We start from the raw sequence: 20,120 nt of genomic DNA, 5'->3' as shown, positions 1-20,120 counted from the left end.
CCGGCTCGGTCCTGCGGATCGGTTCGAAGCGGCGACGCGGACTCGCAAAAGCCGCTGCTTCGAGAAGGTCATCCGGGAAGCCCCCTCTTCGTGGGAGGCGGGCCGATTGCGGGGACCTGGGTATGTGAACCGATCCGGTCAGACGCTGGTGGCGTGGTCCACGGCTTTCGCACGCGTCCGGCCCACGGCGCCTACCCGATACACCGCTTTCCCTTACGCGTCGGGGCTGCGGATGTCGGTGCTTATAACCTAATTGGTTATAATTGTCAATGAGGGAGTTGCAGGGTTCCGGCATCGTCCCGCGATACCGGGGCGTGCGACAGGACTGCCGAGAGCGGCAGGGCTGCGTAGATGTGCGGGAACAATGCGCCCCCGCGCGAGACTTCCCACTTCACCGCATCGCCCAGCGCGGTCAGGTCGACCACGGCGATATGCAGGTCGTCCTGCCCGGCGAAATGCTTGTCCAGCGTGCCCTGCGCCTGCGGCGCGGCGGAAAGGTGGATATACCCGTCCGCGATGTCCACCGGAGCGCCGGCGAAAGTCCCGTCGGCGAGCAGCCTTGCAAGCTGCTCGCCGGTCAGGATCTTGTAGGCGACGGTATCCGCCGCCGCGCTCACTCGTCGCCCTCGGCTTCGGGTGCCTCGGGGGTTTCGATGTCCGGCGTTTCGGCCGCATCGTCTGCCACGGGGATCACTGCGACCACGTCGTCCTGAGGCTCTTCGTCGAGGCGCACGGCGCTGACGACGTGCTCGTCGTTCGATACGGTGAACAGGCGCACGCCTGCCGACCCGCGTCCGATGACCCGCAGCGAATCGAGCGGCAGGCGGATCAGCTTGGCCTGGTCGGTGACCAGCATCAGTTGCTGTGCACGGGTGGCCGGGAAGCTGGCCACCACCGGCCCGTTACGGCCGATGTTGTCGATATTGGTGATGCCCTGGCCGCCGCGTCCGGTGCGGCGATACTCGTAGGCCGAGGACATCTTGCCGTAGCCATTGGCGCATACGGTGAGGATGAACTGTTCGCGCGCGGCCAGTTCTTCCATGCGTTCGGGCGCAAGGGTGGACTCGCCTTCCTTCTCGCCCTTCCACGGGGCGAAGCGCAGGTATTGCTCGCGCTCCTCGCCGTCAGTGCCGACGCGGTGCAGGATCGACAGCGAGATGACCTCGTCGTCTTCCTTGAGCGTCATGCCGCGAACGCCGGTGGAAGTGCGGCTCGTGAATTCGCGCACGTCGTCGCCGGCGAAGCGGATCGCGCGGCCCTTGCGGGTGGCGAGCAGCACGTCGTCCGCCGCCGCGAGCAGGGCGACGCCGATCAGTCGATCGTCGCTGCCTTCGTCGAAGCGCATCGCGAACTTGCCGTTGCTGGGGATATTCGCGAAGGAATCCATCGAGTTACGGCGCACATTGCCCTTGGCCGTGGCGAACACGACCGACAGTTTGCTCCACTCGGTCTCGTCCTCGGGCAGGGCGAGCACCGTCTGGATCGTCTCGTCCTTGTCCAGCGCGGGCAGGAGGTTGACGATCGGGCGCCCGCGCGTGGTCGGACCGCCTTCGGGCAGGCGGTAGACCTTGAGGCGGTAGACCTTGCCGGCAGTGGAGAAAAACAGCACCGGGTTGTGCGTGGAGGTAACGAACATCGTCGTCACGGCATCCTCTTCCTTCGTCGCCATGCCGGCGCGGCCCTTGCCGCCCCGGTTCTGCGCGCGGAAGGTGGAGAGGGCGGTGCGCTTGATGTAGCCGTCCATGGTGACGGTCACCACCATGTCCTCGCGCTCAATCAGGTCTTCGTCGTCGATCCCATCGAAAGCGGCGGTGATCTCGGAAACGCGCGGGGTGGCGTAAGCATCACGCACAGCCTGAAGTTCGCCGCGCATCACGTTGTAAAGTTTGACGCGGTCGGCCAGGATTTCGAGGAATCCGGCGATCGCGACCGCCAGTTCCTTGAGTTCGTCGCCGATCTCGTCGCGGCCTAGCGCGGTGAGGCGGTGGAGGCGCAGGTCGAGGATCGCCTTCACCTGCGCTTCGGACAGGCGGTAGCTGCCGCCAGCCTGCTCGGCATCGGGTTCGATCGCCTCGACGAGGCGGATGTAGGCCGCGATGTCGCCGATCGGCCATTCCTTGGCGATCAGCTTGGCACGCGCGTCGGCCGGGTTGGACGCGCCGCGAATGATCTTCACGACCTCGTCCATGTTCGAGACCGCGACCACCAGGCCGAGCAAGATGTGCGCGCGTTCGCGGGCCTTGTTCAGTTCGAACTTGGTGCGGCGGGTGATAACCTGCTCGCGGAACTGGATGAAGGCTTGGAGAATGTCGCGCAGCGACATGATCTCGGGCCGGCCGCCACGGATCGCCAGCATGTTGGCGGCGAAGTTGGACTGCGCCGGGGTGCTGCGCCAGATCTGGTTGAGCACCACTTCGGGCGAGGCGTCACGCTTGAGGTCAACGACCACGCGCATGCCTTCGCGGTTCGATTCGTCGCGGATGTCCGAGACGCCTTCGATCCGCTTGTCCTTGGCGGCTTCGGCGATCTTCTCGACCAGGTTGGACTTCCCGACCTGATAGGGAATGCTGGTCAGCACGATCGAGCGGGCACCCCGGCTTGCGCCGCGTGCTTCTTCGACGTGGTGGCGGCAGCGCATCACGATCGAGCCGCGTCCGGTGTACGACGCATTGCGTGCACCGTGCTGGCCCAGGATCAACGGCGCGGTCGGGAAATCGGGGCCGGGGATGATGTGGAACAGTTCCTCCGCGGTGATGGCGGGATTGTCCATCATCGCGAAGCAGCCGTCGATCACCTCGCCCAGGTTGTGGGGCGGGATGTTGGTGGCCATGCCGACCGCGATGCCGCCGGCGCCGTTGACCAGCAGGTTGGGATATTTCGCGGGCAGCACCGAAGGCTCGCGCCGCGAACCATCATAGTTGTCGACGAAATCGACGGTATCCTTGTCGAGATCGTCAAGCAGCGAATTGGCGACCCGGGCCAGGCGCGCTTCGGTATAGCGCATCGAGGCCGGCGGATCGGGGTCCATCGAACCGAAGTTACCCTGACCGTCGATCAGCGGCAGGCGCATCGACCAGTCCTGGGTCATGCGCGCCAAAGCGTCGTAGATCGCGCTGTCGCCGTGGGGGTGGTAGTTGCCCATGACGTCGCCGACGATCTTCGCCGACTTGCGATAAGGCCGCCCGGCAACGAAGCCGCCTTCCTGGCTGGCGAACAGAATGCGGCGGTGGACCGGTTTAAGGCCGTCGCGCACGTCGGGAAGCGCGCGGCTCACGATCACGCTCATCGCGTAATCGAGATAGCTCGTCTTCATCTCGTCGACGATGTCGACGCGGATGAATTCGCCCTCGGGGCCGGTGTGCTCGGTGATGTCGGTCTCGTCGCTCACGCGTTGCTGTCGCCAGATTGCTGTGGGAAAGGGTTGATGGACCGCCCTAGGACATGCGCGGGGCGAATGCCACCTGAACCACACCGCCGGGGCGGGGCAGTTCGGCGTTTTCCACACATATGCATGGGAACCCTGAACGGGTGCGACGAATTGCATTCAAGGAGCGTTCAACGGCGCCCACCTATTTTGCTGGGCAGGTTGCCAATCGTTCAATTCGCCGCCAAACCCTGCGGCGCTCATTTTCTTCCTGCTTTCGGGCAGGATATGACCTGCTCACTGCAGGATTTGTTTTGTCTTGAGAGGAGTTAGCCTAGATGGCTCGCAAGTTCCTTGTTTCCCGTGTCGCTCTCGCCGTCGCCCTTTCAAGCGGAATGGCCGCCATGGTCGCAACGCCTGCAATGGCTGCCAAGAAAGAGAAGCAGGCCGCCGGCGGCAAGTTCTCGCCGGAATTCGTGAAGGTCGCGCAGCCGCTTCAAAAAGCGATGGAAGCCGCAGTTGCCGCCTTGGGCGGTCAGCAGACCCCCGAAGCGATGGCTGCTGCCAAGCAGGCGTTCGATACCGCTGCGGGCGGTGACGGCAAGGCCGCGTTCCAAGCAGCAGTGCCCGTCGCCACCACGCCGGACGACAAGAATGCACTCGGCTCGATGATGCGCAACTTCGGCATCATCTCCAAGGACCTCGCGCTCAAGCAGCAGGGCAACATGATGCTGCTCGAAAGCGGCAAGCTCGATGCGGCCGCCCTGGGCACCACCAACTACGATTCGGGCATCACCGCCTACCAGCTCAAGGACTACGCCAATGCGGCCAAGTACCTGAAGGCTGCCAAGGATGGCGGATATAGCGATACGTCGGGCCAGCTGGACCTCGTCCTCGCCGATTCCTACAAGCGCAACAACAACCCCGAAGCCGCTCTGCAGATGGCCAAGGACGATGTGGCCGCAGCTCAGGCCAAGGGCACCGCGCCTTCGGAAACCGCGCTGCGCAACGTGCTGCAGCAGACCTACACCGCCAAGCAGCTTGCGCCCTCGACCGAGTATGCAGCGCTTCTCGGCCAGTACTATCCGTCGAGCTGGGGCACCTCGATCTCGGTCGTCCGCCAGCTTTCCTCGCTGCCGCGCGACCAGAACCTCGATCTCATGCGCCTGATGTTCGTCACCGGCGGCATGGCTGAAAAGCGCGACTATTTCGAGTACATCGAGAACGTCGACCCGCGCGCCTTCCCGGGCGAAGCGGTCAAGGTGATGCAGGACGGCCTTGCCAAGGGCAAGCTGACCCAGGCCGAAATCGGCGCCGACCTGTCGAACTCGCAGGGCCGCGTCGCGGGTGACAAGGCCTCGCTGCCCGCGACCGAGCGCGATGCCAACAAGGCTGGCGCCACCACCGCGACGGTGGTTGCAGCCGGCGACGTGTTCCTCAGCTACGACCAGCCCGCCAAGGCAGAGACGTTCTACACCAAGGCGATCTCGATGCCGGGCGTGGATGCCAACAAGGTAGCGCTGCGCCTTGGCATGTCGCAGACGCTTTCGGGCAAGTATGCGGATGCGCAGACCAACTTCGCGAAGGTAACCGGCACCCGCCAGCCCGTCGCCAAGCTGTGGTCGGCCTACGCCAAGAGCAAATCGGCTCCGGCCGCTGCCACGGCGCCTGCCGCCACGAACTGATCTTTTTCGATCACCAGCGAAAAGGGCGACGGGAAACCGCCGCCCTTTTTGTTTGTCTGCAAGGGTGAAGGGGAGGGTGCGCTACCGCCCCCTCAATCCACCGGGGCGAACTTGCCGCTATCTTCATCCAACAGGTGCAGCACGCCGTCGGCTATGGCGAAGAACGCGCCGCGCAGTTTCAACTCGCCCCTGGCCACCTTGGTCTTCACGCAAGGGAAGGTCATCAGGTTATCGAGGCTTACCTTGACCGCTGCCTGCTCCATCGCGCGCTCGGCTTCTCGTCCGGTCGTGCCGTAAGCTGCGGCGACCGGCTCGCGCGCTTCGTCGAGCATCGAGATCCAGTCTGCCACGAAGCCGCCCTGACCGATTTCGGCGCCCTTGAGGTCCTGCGTCAGCGCGGCCTTGCAGCCGCCGCACAGTCCATGGCCCATCACCACGACTTCCTTCACCTTGAGCACCTGCACCGCGAATTCCAGCGCGGCGGAAACGCCGTGATGGCCGGGCGTGGTCTCAAACGGCGGAACCAGCGCGGCCACGTTACGGACCACGAAGATCGTGCCGGGGGCGACGTCGAAAATCTGGCTGGGATCGACGCGGCTGTCGGAGCAGGCGATCACCATCACTTCGGGCGACTGGCCCTGGCCCAACTGGTCCCAGCGCTCGCGGTTGGACGACCAGCCGGTGGTGCGGAAGCGGTGATAGCCGTCGAGAAGGTGGTTCAGCACTTCGGTCATCGATCGGGCCTCCTGCAGGGCGGGAACACTTCTGCTTTCCCATACGCCGGATATTGGCACTGGCAAGCGCGGGCACATGTGACTATCTGAACGGCATGAACGATCTTTCTTCCGTGCCGACCCCCGAAGAAACACCGCAGCGCCAGCGCAAGCCGGACTGGATTCGCGTGAAGGCGCCGACCAGCAAGGGTTACGGCGAGACGCGCCAGCTGATGCGGGACCTCAAGCTGACTACCGTGTGCGAGGAAGCCGCCTGCCCGAATATCGGGGAGTGCTGGACCAAAAAACACGCCACGGTGATGATCCTGGGCGATACCTGCACCCGCGCCTGCGCTTTTTGCAACGTGAAGACCGGCATGCCCGGCCGCGTCGATCCGGCAGAGCCAGCGAACGTCGCCGAACTGGCACTGAAGACAGGGCTTGAGCACATTGTCATCACCTCGGTCGACCGCGACGACCTGCCCGACGGCGGCGCCTCGCAGTTCGTGAAGGTGATCGAGGCGATCCGCGCCGCGACTCCCTCGACCACGATCGAGATCCTGACGCCCGATTTCCGCAACAAGATGCAGCGCGCGGTCGAAGCGATCGTCATGGCGCGCCCGGACGTCTACAACCACAATCTCGAAACCGTGCCCCGCCTTTACCCTACCATCCGCCCCGGCGCGCGTTATTACGCCTCGCTGCGGCTGCTCGAAGAGGTGAAGCGCCACGATCCGTCGATCTTCACCAAGTCCGGCGTGATGCTGGGGCTGGGCGAGGAGCGCCTCGAAATCCATCAGGTGATGGACGACATGCGCTGCGCCGACATCGATTTTCTCACCATGGGCCAGTACCTGCGCCCTACGCCCAAGCATGCCGAGGTCAAGGAATTCGTGACCCCGCAGGCGTTCAAGGCTTACGGCGCCATCGCCCGCGCCAAGGGCTTCCTGCAGGTCGCCGCCTCGCCGCTGACGCGCTCCAGCTATCACGCCGGTGCCGATTTCGCCGAAATGCGCGCGGCGCGTGAAGCGAAGCTGGCAAAAGCGGCGCAGGTCGGCGTGAAGGCCTGATCCCGTGCCCGGCATTCACGAAGTTTACCGCCTTCCCTACAGCGCCGAGCAGATGTTCGACCTGGTGGCCGATGTCGGCCGCTATCAGGAATTCCTGCCCTGGGTGGTCGCCACCCGCGTGAAGTCGGACGACGGCACCGAGATGGTCGCCGACATGCTCGTCGGCTTCAAGGCGCTGCGCGAGAAGTTCACCTCGCGCGTCGAGAAGGAACGCCCGCGCGAGATTCGCGTCCATTACGTCGACGGCCCGATGCGCGATCTCGACAACCGCTGGACTTTCCACCCGGTGAGCGATCACGCCTGCGACATCGAGTTCGACGTGAAGTTCTCGTTCCGCAATGCGCTGTTCGAGAAGCTGGCGGGGCAATATTTCGACAAGGCCTTCCGCAAGATGGTCGCCGCGTTCGAAACGCGCGCCTCGGAACTTTACGGGTTGCCGCAGGAAGGCTGAGCGGGGTTTGGAGTATGTTGCAGGCAGGCACCTGCCCCCCCGCTCAGGGCAGTAGCAGTTCCAGTGCGATAATCGCCGCCTGATGCCGGATTTCAGCGCGGGTCTTGCCTTCGAGCAGTTTCTGCTCGGCATTGACGTCTTCCTCGCCGCGGCGGGCGCAGGCGAATACCACCGTTCCCACCGGCTTCATCTCGCTCCCGCCTTCGGGCCCGGCAATGCCACTGATGGCGACGGCCACGTCGGCTTTGCTCTTCTTGATCGCGCCCTGCGCCATCGCCCAGGCCGTTGCCGGCGATACCGCGCCGAACGAATCGATGATGTCCGAATGGACGCCCAGCATTTCCATCTTGGAGTCGTTGGAATAGGTAACGAAACCGCGATCGAGCACGGCCGACGAGCCGGGAATCTCGGTCAGCGCCGCGCAGACCAGTCCGCCGGTGCAGCTTTCGGCCAGCGCCACGGTGCGGCCCAGCGCCTTGTTCTCGTCGATCACGCGCTGGGCGAGGGCGAAGAGGTCTTCGGGGAAGAACGGGTTGGTGGCCATGATGGTCCTTAGATCAGCTGCGGCACAGGGCGACTTTGCCCAGCTTGGGATCGGCCGCGCTGGCGACTTCGAGGCTCAGCGCGATAAGGCCCGCGGTGTTCTCGGGCGGCAGCGGCGAGAGCAGGTCGATCGCGAGGTCCAGCTTGGTGCAGGACTTCACCGCGATGCGCTGCGAAACGAACCCTTCCACGAATACGTCGGCCAGCTGGCGCACCGTCTCATCGGGAAGATTGCGCACCATGTCGGCCGAACCGTTGCCTTCGGCGCCCAGCGTTTTCATGAAGGCGGGGCGGGCCTGCGCCCAGTAGCGGTCCTTCTGCCCGGAATAGCGCGCGGCCAGCTGCGGCCCCTGACGGCGCAGGAAGGCATCGGCGGGCAGGGAGGGGGCGCAGCGCTTGGCGGTGCCGTTGATGGCCTGCGGCAGGGCATAGGCGATCAGCGCGGTCGCCTCCTTCTTGGTGATGCACACCGGCGCGGCGGCCATGGCGAGGCCGGGCGTCATGCTGGCCGCGAAGGCGATGGTCCTGACGAATGCGTGCATGAAAAATAGTCCTGTTCTAAAGCCGGATCAGGCTGACGGCGGCCTGTGCGGCGATGCCTTCGCGTCTTCCGGTGAAACCCAGCTTCTCGGTGGTGGTTGCCTTCACGCTGATGGCGGCGATGTCAACGTCGAGCACCTGCGCAAGCCGCGCGCGCATGGCCTCGCGGTGCGGGCCGATCTTGGGCGCTTCGCAGATGATCGTCACGTCCGCATTACCCAGGCCGTAGCCCGCCTCCGCCACCAGCTTCCCGGCATGGGCGAGGAAGCGGTCGGAGGCCGCGCCTTTCCACTGCGGGTCGCTGGGCGGGAAGTGCTGGCCGATATCGCCCGCCCCCACCGCGCCGAGCATCGCATCGACCAGCGCATGGATCGCCACGTCGGCGTCGCTGTGGCCGGAAAGGCCGTGGGTATGCGCGATGCGCACGCCGCAGAGCCACAGTTCCTCGCTTTCCTCCAGCGCGTGGACGTCATAGCCGGTGCCCACCCGCACCAGCGGCTGCGAGGGAGCGAAGTCGGCGGCGTAAGTCAACTTGTGCAAGATTTCGTCCCCTTCGACGAAGGCGATTTCCATGCCCCAGGCCTGCGCCACTTGCGCATCGTCCCCGGCGGCGGCAGCGCCGTCCCATTCACGGTGAGCGGCGAGAATATCCTCGAAACGGAACGCCTGCGGGGTCTGCACCCGGCGCAGATCCTCGCGCCGGGCCGGAGCGCCCATGATATCGCCGTGTTCCGCGTGGGCGAGGCTGTCGACCACCGGCAGCACCGGGATCGCGCCCCGGTGACGCTCCAGCGCCTCGATCAGCCGCGCGACGACCTCAGCGGGCAGCAGCGGCCGGGCGGCGTCATGGATCAGCACGCTGTCCGGCGCGGCCCCGACCAGCACTTCAAGCCCAAGCCGCACCGATGCCTGCCGCGTCGCCCCGCCTGCGGTAAATTGCACCCCGGCGATCCCCGCCAGAGCCTCACGCGCGATTGCATCGGCGCCTTGCGGAATGACCACCAGGATCGGCGAACAACCCGCCGCCGCCAGCGCCTCCACCGAATGGCGGACCACCGGCTTGCCGCGCCACAAAGCGAACTGCTTGGGCACCGGTTGACCGGCGCGAAGGCCTTGTCCGGCAGCGACGACCAGCGCGGCAACGGCTGCCACCGCGCGCTCTCCCGTAGGTTTCGGGGCTTCTGAAACGAATTGCGACATTGTTCTCGCCGGTAATCGCTTGCCCGCACAAGGGCAATCCACTATGCGCTGCCTGTTTTTTAGGCAGTATTGCGCGAACCATGACTCACTTGCCCAATCCCCCGGCACTCAAGCCCATTCAGGTCGGTCCCGTGACGATCGACTGCCCGGTCGTGCTCGCGCCGATGACGGGCGTATCGGACCTGCCGTTCCGCAGGATGGTGCGCGGCTTCGGCTCGGGCCTCAACGTCACCGAGATGATCGCCAGCCCGGCGGCCATCCGCGAGACGCGGGTATCGCTGCAAAAGGCGATGTGGGACGTGATCGAGGAACCCGTCGCGATGCAGCTTGTCGGCTGCGATCCCGAACAGATGGCCGAAGCCGCCAAGCTGGTCGAAGGGCAGGGCGCCGCGATCATCGACATCAACATGGGTTGCCCGGTGCGCAAGGTCGTCAATGGCGACGCCGGTTCCGCGCTGATGCGTCAGGTGCCGTTGGCGACCAAGCTGATCGAGGCCACCGTCAAGGCGGTGAAGGTGCCGGTCACCGTGAAGATGCGCATGGGCTGGTGCCACGATAGCCTCAACGCTCCCGAACTCGCGCGGATCGCCGAGGATCTGGGCGCACAGATGATTACCGTCCACGGCCGCACCCGCAACCAGATGTACAAGGGCGAGGCCGACTGGGCCTTCGTGCAGAGCGTGAAGGACGCGGTTTCGATCCCGGTCATCGTCAACGGCGACATCTGCACGGTGGAGGATGCCTCCAAGGCGCTGGAACAGTCCGGCGCGGATGGCCTCATGATCGGGCGCGGCGCTTATGGCCGCCCGTGGTTCCTTGCGCAGGTGATGCAATGGTGGCGCGGCGCCGAAGTCGCCGCAGACCCCACCATCGGTGAGCAGTACGAAATCATGCGCGCTCACTACGAGGACATGCTGGCCCATTACGGCGCCGACACCGGCGTGCGCATGGCCCGCAAGCACCTTGGCTGGTATATCAAGGGCGTGCGCGGCTCTGCCGAGTTCAGAAACAAGGTGAACTTCATCAGCGATCCCGATGAAGTCCTTCGCGAACTTGCCGAATTTTACGCGCCGTACCGCGACGGCGGCGATGCGGCTAGCGGGCAGCTTCACGCCGCATGAGCCTGGCCCCGGGCACGCCCGTTCCCGAAGCCCAGCGGCTGCTCGCCAGCCTGCCGCAAGCTGTCGTGCTGCTCGAACCGGGGCTGAAGATCGCCTCGCTCAACCCGGCGGCGGAGCAGTTCTTCGGCCAGTCCGCACGCCGGCTTATCGGCGTTCCCCTGCGTGAGATCGTGTCGATTTCCGACCGCCGTCTGGTCGACCGTCTCGACGATTACGAAACTCCGGTTTCCGCGCGCGAAGTCGTCGTCGAACTCAAGGGCAAGGGCGCGCGCCGGGTCGACATCAACGTGGCGCCGGTGGCGGACACACCGGGCTGGCGGCTGCTGACCATTCACGACAACACCGCCGCCGATGCACTGGGCGACGATTCCGGCGGCCCGGACAACGCAGTCCTGCGCGGCCCCGAGATCATGGCGCACGAGATCAAGAACCCGCTCGCCGGCATTCGCGGCGCGGCGCAGCTTCTTGCCCGCAAGCTTGATGACCGGGACCGCGCGCTGACCGACCTCATCACCGGGGAGGTGGACCGCATAGCCGCCCTGATCGAGCGGATGCAGAAGCTGAGCGGGCGCACCACCCCTCCGGTCGAGCCCTGCAACCTCCATGAGGCCGCCCGCCGCGCGATCGACGTGCTCGATGCCGCGAACGGGGAGGGCGCGCGCCGGTTCCGCCTGATCGAGGAATTCGACCCTTCGCTCCCCTCGGTTCTGGGCAGCCCCGATGGACTGGTGCAGGTGATGATAAACCTGCTTTCCAACGCCGCCGAAGCCAGTCAGGACGCGGCGCGGGACGGCGGTCAACCGCGCGTGACCATCCGCACCCGTTTCGCCAGCGGCCTCCAGCTTCAGACCGGCGACCACGACACGCCGCTGCGCCTTCCGATCGAAGTGCGGGTGAGCGACAATGGCGCCGGCATCGATCCGGCCATGCGCGATCACATCTTCGAACCGTTCGTCACCACCAAGAAGTCCGGGCAGGGGCTTGGCCTGCCGCTGGTCCGCAAACTGGTACGCGACATGAACGGGCGCATCACTCACGACCGGGACGACGAGACCGGGCTGACGCACTTTCGCATCCACCTGCCGCTCGCGCGGGAAACACGCACCCGCGTGAGAAGGAAGCCGGCATGATGCCTCATTCGCGGCGCGTCCTGCTGCTCGAGGACGACATGTCCATCGCCATAGTCATCACGGCGGCGCTGGAGGACGAGGGCTTTGCCGTCGTCCATTGCCAGACCATCGCAGAACGCGACCGGCAGCTGGCCGAACACGGCTTCGCTGCCTTCGTCACCGATGTAATGCTGCCCGACGGCGACGGCATCGAGACGATCGGCCGCGTCCGCGCGCTTCATCCCGATATGCCGATCGTGATCCTCTCGGCCCAGAACACGCTCGATACCGCCGTGCGCGCCACCGATACCGGCGCTTTCGAATACTTCCCCAAGCCCTTCGACATCGACGAACTGGCGCGCACCGTGCGCCAGGCCGCCGGGGCGACGCAGAGCCAGCTGGAAGGTGAGGAGCCGGTCGCGGACGGGCTGCCGCTAGTGGGCCGGAGCACCGCGATGCAATCGGTCTTCCGCATGATCACGCGGGTACTGCGCAACGACCTGACGGTGCTGATCCTGGGCGAATCGGGCACCGGCAAGGAACTCGTCGCAGAGGCGATCCACCAGCTCGGCAATCGCCGCAGCGGTCCGTTCATCGCCGTGAACACCGCCGCGATCCCCGCTGAACTGATCGAGAGCGAATTGTTCGGGCACGAGAAGGGCGCCTTCACCGGCGCCGTCGCGCGCCATGTCGGCAAGTTCGAGCAGGCGGCGGGCGGCACCCTGTTCCTCGACGAAATCGGCGACATGCCGATGCAGGCCCAGACCCGCCTGCTGCGCGCACTCCAGTCCGGCTCGGTACGCCGCGTCGGCGGGCGCGAGGAAATCCAGCTCGACACCCGCATCGTTGCCGCGACCAACAAGGACCTTGAGCCGGAAATCGCCGCCGGGCGCTTCCGCGAGGACTTGTACTACCGCCTCAATGTGGTGCCGATCCACATGCCCCCCTTGCGCGACCGGCGCGACGACATCGACGTGCTTGCGCGCCATTTCCTCCAGCACGCCGCGAACGAAGGCCTGCCGCGCCGCCAGCTGACGGCAGAAGCCGCCGAACTGCTCAGCCGCCAGCCCTGGCGAGGCAACGTGCGGGAACTGAAGAACTTCATCTATCGCATGGCCCTGCTGGCGCGCGAGGACCTCATCGACGTCGATCAGGTCTTGCCGCTGCTGACTCCCGAGCCCACGGCGACTGCGACCGGCATGGGTGAGGACGCCGATCACGGCGCATCGACGAGCGGCCCTGCTCACGCCCCGGGCGACATCGCCGCAGCGGTCGCACAATGGCTCTCGGCCACCCGCCCGGCCAGCGGCACTATCTACGACAGCGCCATGGCCGCCTTCGAACGCCCGCTTTTCGCCGAAGTGCTGAAGGAAACCGCGGGCAACCAACTGCGCGCCGCGCAGGCACTGGGGATCAATCGCAACACCTTGCGCAAGCGCCTTGGCGAACTGTCGCTCGATCCTGAGGAATTCACTCGTCGACCGTAATATCGAGTTGGTGGATTCCCTCTTGCAGCGCGGCCACAGTGCTGTTGTAACGCTGCAACGATGACGGATAGTTCACCCCAGAAACGCACTTGGCCGCGCTGGTGGCGGCGCATGCAGGTAGCTGCGCGCCGGGCGAACATTTTCGCCTTCATGGAAGTGATTTCGGTTGCCGCGTTCCTGACGATGACGGTGGCGACATGGGTCGCCCTGAACAACGGCGGCGACAAGCGGGAACTGTTGCCCTCCAACCTCACGGCCAGTCTGCTGGTCGGCACGCTGGTGCCGGCCATGGCGATCCTGGTGTTGCTGGGCCGCCGCATGGCGCTGCGCCGCGCGGCCGAAAGCATCGGCGGCACCGGGCAGATGCACGTGCGGCTGGTGTTCATCTTCTCGCTGATTTCCGCCGTGCCGACCTTGCTCGTCGTGGTCTTCGCATCGTGGCTGTTCCAGTCCGGCGTCGAGTTCTGGTTCTCCGACAGTTCGCGCGGATTGCTGGAAAATGCCAACAAGCTGGCGCGCGGCTACTACGAACAGACCCTGCGCGATGTCGGGTACGAATCGGTGGCGATGGCCCAGAACTCGCGCGAGGTGTTGACTACCAACCCCGTCGCCAGCCGTCGTTTCCAGGAATTTCTCTCGTTCCAGGTCGTCCGGCGTAACCTCAGCTTCGCCGCCATCATCCAGATCGACGGGGAGGGAAACCAGCGCACCCCGATCATCGCCGATCCCGATAACCAGGCGGAGAACAATCGCATCAGCCAGGACGTCCTGGCCCGGCTCGACAAGGGCGAGCCTTATGTCGCCACCGCGATGGACAACCGCATCGTCGCTGCCGCGCCAATCGACCGGTCGTCCGGCGTCTATCTGCTCGTCATCCGCAGTTCCGATCTTCTCTCGCTCGGTCAGGGCGAGCGGGCCGAAAACATCGTGCAGGCCTATGAGGTCCTGACTAGCCGCGCCCGCGTTCTCCAGCTGCGCTTTAACGTCGCGCTGTTCGTCGCCTCGCTGGCGCTCGTCGGACTTGCCGTGTGGTTCGCGCTGCGCTTTGCCGACAGGCAGGTAGCGCCGCTTTACGAGCTTGTCGACGCGGCACGGCGGGTGGGCGCGGGCAACTATGCCTTGCGCATCGAAGGGCGCACCGGCGCCGACGAGATCGGCCTGCTCAACCGCGCGTTCAACCGCATGACCGGGCAGATCGAAAAGCAGACCCAGGCCTTGCTGGGCGCAAACCGCCAGCTTCACGAACGCCGCCTGTTCATCGAGGCGGTGCTGGAATCGGTCACTTCGGGCATCGTCTCACTCGACGACCAGGGCCGTATCCTGCTGATGAACAGCACCGCGCAGAAGCTGCTGACCGACCGCAGCGGCGAAGTGCCCGAAGGCATGCCGATCGCGGAACTGGCGCCGCCGATCGCGGCTCTGGTGGAGCAGGGTTCTTCCGATGGTATCGTCCAGTACAATCGCGGCGGCGACCTGCTCACGCTGGCGGTCAAGACCAGCCGGGACGCCACCGGCTATGTCATAACCTTCGAGGATATCACCCGCCAGTTGCTCGACCAGCGCACTGCCGCCTGGTCCGACGTGGCGCGGCGCATCGCCCACGAGATCAAGAATCCGCTCACCCCGATCCAGCTGGCGACAGAACGCCTGAGCCGCCGTTACCTCAAGCAGATCACCGACAATCCAGAGCTGTTCCAGGACCTTACCCGCACGATCATCCGGCAGGTTGGGGAACTGCGCAAGATGGTCGACGAGTTCTCGTCCTTCGCGCGACTGCCCAAGCCGGTGTTCCGGGCCGAGGACCCGGCCGCGCTCACCCGCCAAGCGCTGTTCCTGCAGGAAGTCGCCCGTCCGCACATCGATTTCGCCTTCAGCGCCGACCGCGACATCGGGACAATCGACTGCGACCGCCATCAGTTCGGCCAGGCGATGACGAACGTCCTCAAGAACGCCGTCGAAGCTATCGAAGCCAAGGCCAAGACGGCTGACGAAGGCTACCGCGGCGCGATTTCGGTCGAGGTTGTCGATCACGAACATTCGATCCTCGTGCGCGTAACCGACAACGGCATCGGCCTGTCGCAGGACAAGGAGCGCCTGATTGAACCTTACGTCACCACGCGCGAGAAGGGCACTGGCCTGGGCCTCGCGATCGTCAACAAGATCATCGAGGAACACGGCGGCGAAATGACGTTCACCGCCGCGCAAGGCGGCGGCACCACAGTGACAATGCGCTTCGCCCACGATCCGATGGCCCTCGACCAGGGCCGCAAGACCGAGGCCGCGCAGTGACCGCCTTCATCCCCACCATCGCCAGCCCCGCAACAAACGACCTCAAGACGAAGAAGAAAAGCCCATGGCACTCGAAATCCTGATCGTCGACGATGAACGCGATATCCGCGAACTGGTCGCCGGCGTACTGAGCGACGAAGGCTACGAATGCCGCACCGCCGGCGACAGCGAGGCTGCACTTGCCGCAGTCGACGCCCGCCGCCCCTCGCTCGTCCTGCTCGACGTATGGCTCCACGGCAGCCCGATGGACGGCCTCGAGGTGCTTGATGCGATCAAGTCGCGCGAACCCGAACTGCCGGTCATCATCTTCTCCGGCCACGGCAACATCGACACCGCGGTCGCCGCGATCAGCCGCGGCGCGGTGGACTTCATCGAGAAGCCGTTCGAAGCCGAAAAGCTGCTCCACCTCGTCGGCCGCGCCACCGAAACCGAGCGCCTGCGCCGTGAAAACGCGCAGCTCAAGCAAGGGCAGGGCTTCACCGGATCGGAGGAGTTCACCGGGTCCAGCGGCGCGATCAACCAGGTCCGCGCTACGCTGAAGCGCATCGCCAACACCGGCAGCCGGCTGCTGATCACCGGCCCCGCCGGTTCGGGCAAGGAAGTGGCCGCACGCCTGCTGCACGCCTGGAGCCCGCGCGCCGACAACGCCTTCGTCAGCGTCAATTCCGCCCGCATCACCCCCGAACGTTTCGAGCAGGAACTGTTCGGCGAAGAGGCCGACGGCGCGCTGATCCGCCCCGGCCTGCTGGAAACGGCGGACAGCGGCACGCTCTACTTCGACGAGGTGGCCGACATGCCGCTCTCCACCCAGGCCCGCATCCTGCGTGTGCTGACCGATCAGGCTTTCGTGCGCGTGGGCGGCACCCGCCAGATCCGTGTCGACGTTCGCGTCGTCTCCTCCACTTCGCGCGACCTCGAAAAAGAGATCGCCGAACGCCGCTTCCGCGAAGACCTGTTCTACCGCCTCAATGTGGTCCCGGTCTCGATCCCCGCGCTGCGCGAACGCCGCGACGACATTCCCGCGCTGATCGACCATTTCTTCGCCCGCTATGCCAACGAACAGGGTGTTGCCCCGCCGCAGGTCAGCAATGAGGCGATGACAGCACTCCAGGCCTACGAATGGCCCGGTAACGTGCGCCAGTTGCGCAATGTCGTGGAGCGCACCGTCATTATGGCACCGCGCGAAAAGCTGGCGCGGATCGAGGGCGACATGTTGCCACCGGAAATTTTCAACAGCCGGGGAGGGGCCGACGCCGGCGCCACCGTGATGATGAGCGCACCGCTGCGTGAGGCCCGCGAAAGTTTCGAACGTGAATACCTGCGCGTCCAGATTCGCCGGTTTTCCGGCAATATCTCGAAAACGGCCGCCTTCATCGGGATGGAGCGATCGGCGCTTCACCGCAAGCTCAAGCTGCTTGGCATGTCGGAACGACGCGACGACGAAACGGACGCCGACGAAGCGCTCTGACGATACGGAAATTGTAATTAACAAGGCAGTCGCGATGATAATTCTCGCGCTGTAACATTTTTGCTACAAAAATGCCGTTTACTGCACTGCAGCAAATCGGTAGTTTCTGATTCGAGAACGGCGCCAGCAATCTGGCGCCAGATCGCGGACCGCATAAGCGGCCGCCAAAAAGAAGGAGAATACAATGGCTGGTCGAACTCTCACGGCGCGTCCCAAGCCCGCGCCAGCACCTGGCGATGAGCCGGCTGAAGTTGCTGTAAACGCCGTAGCTCCGGTAAGCGCCGGCACCTCGGCACCGGCCGCGCCCGCAGCCGGCAAGGGACAGAACCTTCAGGACCAGTTCCTCAATCTCCTGCGCAAGAACAAGACCCCGGTCACCATGTTCCTGGTCAAGGGCGTCAAGCTCCAGGGCATCGTCACCTGGTTCGACAATTTCTCGATCCTGCTGCGCCGCGACGGTCAGTCGCAGCTCGTCTACAAACATGCGATCTCGACGATCATGCCGTCGACCCCGGTCGATGCGCGCCAGTTCTCGAACGGCTCGGAAAACGCCAAGAAGCTGCGCGTCCTGCAGGACGTGTTCCTTTCCAGCATCCGCAACGCCGGCGTGCAGGTCACCATGTTCCTCATCAACGGCGTCATGCTTCAGGGCCGCGTTGCAGCATATGACCTGTTCTGCATGCTGCTGGAACGCGAAGGTTACGTGCAGCTTGCCTACAAGCATGCCGTTTCGACGATTCAGCCCGTGACTCCGGTCGACCTTCAGGCGCATGAGGAAGCCGACGATTGACGTCGCGACTCTGGAAGCTGAACTGATTTGAACGACGAACTTATGGACGAGGTCACGCGCGGTGCGCGTGCCCTCGTCGTTTATCCGCAAATGCGTGGCCCTCGGGGCCAGATGTCCGACCTTGATGTGGATGCACGGCTGGAAGAGGCAAAAGGCCTCGCCCTTGCGATCGGGCTGGAAGTGGTCGAAGCGATGGCCATCGTCATCCGCGAACCGCGCGCCGCCACGCTGTTCGGCGAAGGCCAGATCCAGAACATCTCGGTCGCCTGCACACTGAACGAAGCCGAGCTTATCATCGTCGATGGCTCGCTCACCGCGATCCAGCAGCGCAACCTCGAAGAAAAGCTCAAGCGCAAGGTCATCGACCGCACTGGCCTGATCCTGGAGATCTTCGGCGAACGCGCGGCGACGGCGGAAGGCCGGCTGCAAGTCGAACTTGCCCACTTGGATTACCAGGCTGGTCGCCTCGTGCGCAGTTGGACCCACCTTGAGCGTCAGCGCGGCGGCTTCGGCTTCCTTGGCGGCCCGGGCGAAACCCAGATCGAGGCAGATCGCCGCCTGATCCGCGACCGTATGGCCAAAATCCGCCGCGAACTGGAACAGGTCCGCCGCACGCGCGGCCTGCATCGTGACCGGCGAGAGAAGGCGCCCTGGCCGATTGTCGCCCTCGTCGGTTACACCAATGCCGGTAAGTCGACGCTGTTCAACCGCCTGACCGGCGCCGAGGTCATGGCGGAAGATCTCCTCTTCGCCACGCTCGACCCGACGATGCGCGCGGTTCGCCTGCCGGGTCTTGAAAAGGCCATCCTGTCGGACACCGTGGGGTTCATCTCGGACCTGCCGACCCAGCTCGTTGCCGCGTTTCGCGCGACCCTGGAAGAAGTGACGGCCGCCGACGTCATCGTGCACGTGCGTGACATGGCCAATCCCGATACCGAAGCCCAGAAACGTCAGGTTCTCGACATTCTTGCCGACCTTGGCGTGATGGAGCCGAAGATCGACGAGCGGGCCCTGCGCCGCAAGGAACAGGATGACCGCGTCATAGGCTGGGGCCGCGACGACGAGGAAGAGGAGGGGCCTGCCCCCCTGATCCCGATCATCGAAGTCTGGAACAAGTGGGACCTGCTGGATCCCGAGCAGATCGAAGCGCTGCGCGAGGCGATGTCTCACCGTGACGGCGAGACGATCATTCCCGTGTCGGCGCTCACCGGTGAGGGCTGTGAAAACATGCTCGCGGTCGTCAGCCGCACGCTGACGCTGGGTTCGAAAGTCTACAGCTTCGTGATCCCGGCAGCCGATGGCCAGCGCCTTGCCTTCCTCCATGCCCGCGGCGAAGTCGTGGCCGAGGAAGATGCAGGTGAAGGCGAGGAGGGGCCGCTGCTGCGCATCCAGGCCCGTCTTTCCGAACGCGAACTGGGTCGTTTTACGTCACTTTGAAGTCCCGAGCCCTCCCTGTCGCAAGACGATGGGGAGGGCGGCTCACTTCAAATCAAGCCTTTTCGGCCCGTTTGACTGCCTGCCAGTAGGCTTCCTGTTCCTCGAGTGACAGGCCGGCGAAATCAACTCCGTCGCCTGCTGCCAAGGTCTCCATACCCCGGAAACGCCGTTCGAACTTGGTGTTCGCCGCACGAAGGGCGTCCTCAGGCGCGATACCGTTCAGGCGCACGAGGTTGACCGCTGCGAATAGCAGGTCGCCCGCTTCCTCGAGCTTGTCCGCCGCCGAGGCTTCATCCAGTTCCGCCATTTCTTCGCGGACCTTGTCGGCGGCACCGCTGGGGTCAGGCCAGTCGAAGCCCACTCTCGCTGCGCGCCTCTGCAGCTTTTCCGCCCGCATCAAACCCGGAAGCGAAAGCGCCACGCCGTCTATGGCGCTGGTCGCACCCTTGGCAGCGCGCTCCTGAGCCTTGATTGCTTCCCAACGCTCGGTCTGCGCATCGCCCGACACGTCGTCGCCGAAGATGTGCGGATGACGTGCTTCCAGCTTGTTCGAAATCGCAGAAGCAACGTCGGCAAAGGCGAAATGGCCAAGCTCCTCGGCCATGCGGGCATGAAATACGACCTGCAGCAGCAGATCGCCGAGTTCATCGCGGAGCGATGCAAGATCGGCCTGGGCAATGGCTTCGGCGACTTCGTATGCTTCCTCAATCGTGTACGGGGCGATCGTGGCGAAAGTCTGCTCGCGGTCCCATTCGCAGCCCGTCTGCGGATCACGCAGGCGAGCCATGATAGCAAGGAGGCGGTCGATTTGCTGATGTCGGGTGTCGGTCATCTGTTCCTGCCAATTCGAAGA

At 64.9% G+C, this 20,120-nt stretch carries 17 protein-coding genes; 10 read left to right on the top strand and 7 right to left on the bottom strand.

What is annotated here, in order from left to right; translation table 11 throughout:
• Window positions 1–266: 266 nt before the first annotated feature.
• Window positions 267–617, bottom strand: coding sequence for a DUF952 domain-containing protein (locus TQ38_RS09515; protein WP_043973150.1), 351 nt, complete (start codon window positions 615–617; stop codon window positions 267–269).
• The gene (gyrA, locus tag TQ38_RS09510; RefSeq protein WP_043973153.1) at window positions 614–3,388 is read right to left on the bottom strand and encodes a DNA gyrase subunit A; all 2,775 of its coding nucleotides are present in this window, start codon (window positions 3,386–3,388) and stop codon (window positions 614–616) included. Before gyrA ends, TQ38_RS09515 begins: the two co-directional genes overlap by 4 nt.
• 314 nt (window positions 3,389–3,702) lie before the next feature.
• On the opposite strand from gyrA, the gene TQ38_RS09505 reads away from it, so the two are divergent.
• Complete coding sequence (locus TQ38_RS09505; protein ID WP_043973155.1) at window positions 3,703–5,049, top strand: hypothetical protein; 1,347 nt, start codon at window positions 3,703–3,705, stop codon at window positions 5,047–5,049.
• A gap of 92 nt (window positions 5,050–5,141) precedes the next feature.
• Here TQ38_RS09505 and TQ38_RS09500 read toward each other — a convergent pair whose 3' ends face one another.
• Window positions 5,142–5,783 (bottom strand): carbonic anhydrase, encoded by a 642-nt coding sequence (locus TQ38_RS09500; RefSeq protein WP_043973158.1) that lies wholly within the window; start codon window positions 5,781–5,783, stop codon window positions 5,142–5,144.
• A gap of 95 nt (window positions 5,784–5,878) precedes the next feature.
• Here TQ38_RS09500 and lipA point away from each other — a divergent pair, with 95 nt between their 5' ends.
• Both lipA and TQ38_RS09490 read left to right on the top strand, forming a co-directional pair.
• The gene (lipA, locus tag TQ38_RS09495; RefSeq protein ID WP_043973160.1) at window positions 5,879–6,832 is read left to right on the top strand and encodes a lipoyl synthase; all 954 of its coding nucleotides are present in this window, start codon (window positions 5,879–5,881) and stop codon (window positions 6,830–6,832) included.
• A gap of 4 nt (window positions 6,833–6,836) precedes the next feature.
• Entirely contained in the window at window positions 6,837–7,283 is a 447-nt protein-coding gene (locus tag TQ38_RS09490) for a type II toxin-antitoxin system RatA family toxin (RefSeq protein ID WP_043973162.1), read from the top strand.
• Between the two features lie 43 nt (window positions 7,284–7,326).
• Here the strand turns inward: TQ38_RS09490 and TQ38_RS09485 are convergent, their stop codons facing one another.
• The 3 genes from TQ38_RS09485 to TQ38_RS09475 are packed head-to-tail and all read right to left on the bottom strand — an operon-like array spanning window position 7,327 to window position 9,566.
• The gene (locus TQ38_RS09485; RefSeq protein WP_043973164.1) at window positions 7,327–7,827 is read right to left on the bottom strand and encodes a CinA family protein; all 501 of its coding nucleotides are present in this window, start codon (window positions 7,825–7,827) and stop codon (window positions 7,327–7,329) included.
• A gap of 13 nt (window positions 7,828–7,840) precedes the next feature.
• Window positions 7,841–8,368 (bottom strand): hypothetical protein, encoded by a 528-nt coding sequence (locus tag TQ38_RS09480; RefSeq protein ID WP_043973166.1) that lies wholly within the window; start codon window positions 8,366–8,368, stop codon window positions 7,841–7,843.
• A gap of 16 nt (window positions 8,369–8,384) precedes the next feature.
• Window positions 8,385–9,566 (bottom strand): bifunctional 2-C-methyl-D-erythritol 4-phosphate cytidylyltransferase/2-C-methyl-D-erythritol 2,4-cyclodiphosphate synthase, encoded by a 1,182-nt coding sequence (locus tag TQ38_RS09475; protein WP_043973169.1) that lies wholly within the window; start codon window positions 9,564–9,566, stop codon window positions 8,385–8,387.
• 80 nt (window positions 9,567–9,646) lie between these two features.
• Here TQ38_RS09475 and dusB point away from each other — a divergent pair, with 80 nt between their 5' ends.
• The 7 genes from dusB (at window position 9,647) to hflX (ending at window position 19,267) form a co-directional block, all read left to right on the top strand.
• Window positions 9,647–10,687, top strand: coding sequence for a tRNA dihydrouridine synthase DusB (gene dusB, locus TQ38_RS09470; protein ID WP_043973172.1), 1,041 nt, complete (start codon window positions 9,647–9,649; stop codon window positions 10,685–10,687).
• Window positions 10,684–11,817 (top strand): nitrogen regulation protein NR(II), encoded by a 1,134-nt coding sequence (locus TQ38_RS09465; RefSeq protein WP_043973174.1) that lies wholly within the window; start codon window positions 10,684–10,686, stop codon window positions 11,815–11,817. Before dusB ends, TQ38_RS09465 begins: the two co-directional genes overlap by 4 nt.
• Window positions 11,817–13,283 (top strand): sigma-54 dependent transcriptional regulator, encoded by a 1,467-nt coding sequence (locus TQ38_RS09460; protein ID WP_043973503.1) that lies wholly within the window; start codon window positions 11,817–11,819, stop codon window positions 13,281–13,283. Before TQ38_RS09465 ends, TQ38_RS09460 begins: the two co-directional genes overlap by 1 nt.
• A 111-nt stretch (window positions 13,284–13,394) precedes the next feature.
• Window positions 13,395–15,572 carry a HAMP domain-containing histidine kinase gene (locus TQ38_RS09455; RefSeq protein ID WP_043973176.1) on the top strand — a complete coding sequence of 726 codons (2,178 nt, stop codon included), beginning with the start codon at window positions 13,395–13,397 and terminating at the stop codon, window positions 15,570–15,572.
• 64 nt (window positions 15,573–15,636) lie between these two features.
• Complete coding sequence (locus TQ38_RS09450) at window positions 15,637–17,040, top strand: sigma-54 dependent transcriptional regulator (RefSeq protein ID WP_043973178.1); 1,404 nt, start codon at window positions 15,637–15,639, stop codon at window positions 17,038–17,040.
• A 184-nt stretch (window positions 17,041–17,224) separates the two neighbouring features.
• Window positions 17,225–17,830: an RNA chaperone Hfq gene (gene hfq / locus TQ38_RS09445; RefSeq protein WP_043973181.1), complete on the top strand. Its 606-nt coding sequence runs from the start codon at window positions 17,225–17,227 to the stop codon at window positions 17,828–17,830.
• Between the two features lie 27 nt (window positions 17,831–17,857).
• Window positions 17,858–19,267 (top strand): GTPase HflX, encoded by a 1,410-nt coding sequence (gene hflX, locus TQ38_RS09440; RefSeq protein ID WP_240197847.1) that lies wholly within the window; start codon window positions 17,858–17,860, stop codon window positions 19,265–19,267.
• Window positions 19,268–19,319: 52 nt separating this feature from the next.
• Here hflX and mazG read toward each other — a convergent pair whose 3' ends face one another.
• A complete protein-coding gene (gene mazG, locus TQ38_RS09435; RefSeq protein ID WP_043973182.1) occupies window positions 19,320–20,099 on the bottom strand; it encodes a nucleoside triphosphate pyrophosphohydrolase in 780 nt (259 codons plus the stop codon).
• Window positions 20,100–20,120 lie beyond the last annotated feature (21 nt).

This window comes from Novosphingobium sp. P6W (genome assembly GCF_000876675.2).
Taxonomy (GTDB): Bacteria; Pseudomonadota; Alphaproteobacteria; order Sphingomonadales; family Sphingomonadaceae; genus Novosphingobium.
Note: the sequence above shows the minus strand (reverse complement) of the source record. Positions and strands in the feature narration are given on the sequence as shown.

Bases quoted from the DNA above. Each gene is read 5' to 3' on its own strand.
- TQ38_RS09505 (WP_043973155.1), top strand. From the start codon at position 3,703: ATGGCTCGCAAGTTCCTTGTTTCCCGTGTCGCTCTCGCCGTCGCCCTT.
- TQ38_RS09500 (WP_043973158.1), bottom strand. From the start codon at position 5,783: ATGACCGAAGTGCTGAACCACCTTCTCGACGGCTATCACCGCTTCCGC.
- lipA (WP_043973160.1), top strand. From the start codon at position 5,879: ATGAACGATCTTTCTTCCGTGCCGACCCCCGAAGAAACACCGCAGCGC.
- TQ38_RS09485 (WP_043973164.1), bottom strand. From the start codon at position 7,827: ATGGCCACCAACCCGTTCTTCCCCGAAGACCTCTTCGCCCTCGCCCAG.
- TQ38_RS09480 (WP_043973166.1), bottom strand. From the start codon at position 8,368: ATGCACGCATTCGTCAGGACCATCGCCTTCGCGGCCAGCATGACGCCC.
- TQ38_RS09475 (WP_043973169.1), bottom strand. From the start codon at position 9,566: ATGTCGCAATTCGTTTCAGAAGCCCCGAAACCTACGGGAGAGCGCGCG.
- dusB (WP_043973172.1), top strand. From the start codon at position 9,647: ATGACTCACTTGCCCAATCCCCCGGCACTCAAGCCCATTCAGGTCGGT.
- TQ38_RS09465 (WP_043973174.1), top strand. From the start codon at position 10,684: ATGAGCCTGGCCCCGGGCACGCCCGTTCCCGAAGCCCAGCGGCTGCTC.
- TQ38_RS09460 (WP_043973503.1), top strand. From the start codon at position 11,817: ATGCCTCATTCGCGGCGCGTCCTGCTGCTCGAGGACGACATGTCCATC.
- TQ38_RS09455 (WP_043973176.1), top strand. From the start codon at position 13,395: ATGCAGGTAGCTGCGCGCCGGGCGAACATTTTCGCCTTCATGGAAGTG.
- TQ38_RS09450 (WP_043973178.1), top strand. From the start codon at position 15,637: ATGGCACTCGAAATCCTGATCGTCGACGATGAACGCGATATCCGCGAA.
- hfq (WP_043973181.1), top strand. From the start codon at position 17,225: ATGGCTGGTCGAACTCTCACGGCGCGTCCCAAGCCCGCGCCAGCACCT.
- mazG (WP_043973182.1), bottom strand. From the start codon at position 20,099: ATGACCGACACCCGACATCAGCAAATCGACCGCCTCCTTGCTATCATG.